The organism is Acidovorax sp. KNOB132, from assembly GCF_057541515.1.
Window position 1 is genome coordinate 1 of sequence record NZ_BAAJYT010000562.1, and the last position, 1108, is coordinate 1108.

Sequence of the window (1108 nt, forward strand, 5' to 3'; positions counted from 1 at the left end):
GGCGCGGCTGGGCACCGGCGGCGCCGCTGGCTGCGGAGGCCGGGCCGCGCGCGCCTTGCAGCTGCACGGTGGCACCGTCCTTCAAACGGTCGCCGCCTTCGGTCACCACGCGCTCGCCGGCCTTCAGGCCCTCGGTGACGGCCATCAGCCCCACCGTCGCCTGGCCACGCTTGACCTTGCGCAGCGACACCGTGCGGTCTTCGTTGATGACATAGACGAAGTCGCCATTGGCGCCCGTGCGCACCGCCGTCACCGGCACCACCACGGCCGGCACCTCGCGCAGCAGGAGCTGCACGTTCACGAACTGGTTGGGAAACAGCGCACCGTTGGCGTTCTCGAACCGGGCCTTGGCCTTGACCGTGCCCGTGGTGGTGTCCACCAGATTGTCCAGCGTGGAAAACTGCCCCTTGCCCACCTCGGTGGTGCGGGTGCGGTCGAACGCCGTCACGGCCAGCGGCTGCGCGCCCTGCTGCGACGCCTGCACGTCGGTCACGCGGTCCTGGGGCACCGAGAACTGCACATCGATCGGCGCCATCTGCGTGATGGTGGCGATGCCCGTGGCCTCGCCGGCGCTCACGTAGTTGCCGGCGTCCACCGTGCGCAGGCCGATGCGGCCTGTGGCGGGCGAGGTGACGCGGGTGTAGTCGAGGTTCAGGCGCGCGGTCTTTTCCTGGGCGAGGTCGGTCATCACCGTGCCCTGCAGCTGCTTGACCAGCGCGGCCTGCGTGTCCACATCCTGGCGCGCGATCGAGTCCTGCGACAGCAGCGTGCGGTATCGCTCCAGGGTGATGCGGGCATTGTCGAGCTGCGCCTCATCGCGCTGGCGCGTGCCCTGCGCCTGCATCAGGGCCTGCTCGTAGGGGCGCGGGTCGATCTGCGCCAGCACCTGGCCCTTCTTGACCATCTGCCCTTCGGTGAACAGCACCTGGGTGAGCACGCCCGACACCTGCGGGCGCAGGGTGACCGTGGTGACCGGCGTGACCGTCCCTAGCGCGTCGATGACCACCGGCAGCGACGCCTGCCGTGCAGTGGCCTCGCCCACCGTGACCATGGCCCGCCCGCCGCCGCCGAAACCGGGCCCGCCCGGCCCCCCGGGACCGCCAGGGGC

1 protein-coding gene is annotated in these 1108 nt (G+C 71.3%); it reads right to left on the reverse strand.

The features are described from left to right. A partial coding sequence (locus AC27IO_RS24660) for an efflux RND transporter periplasmic adaptor subunit (RefSeq protein WP_498741271.1) occupies nt 1–1108 on the reverse strand: 1108 nt, incomplete at both ends.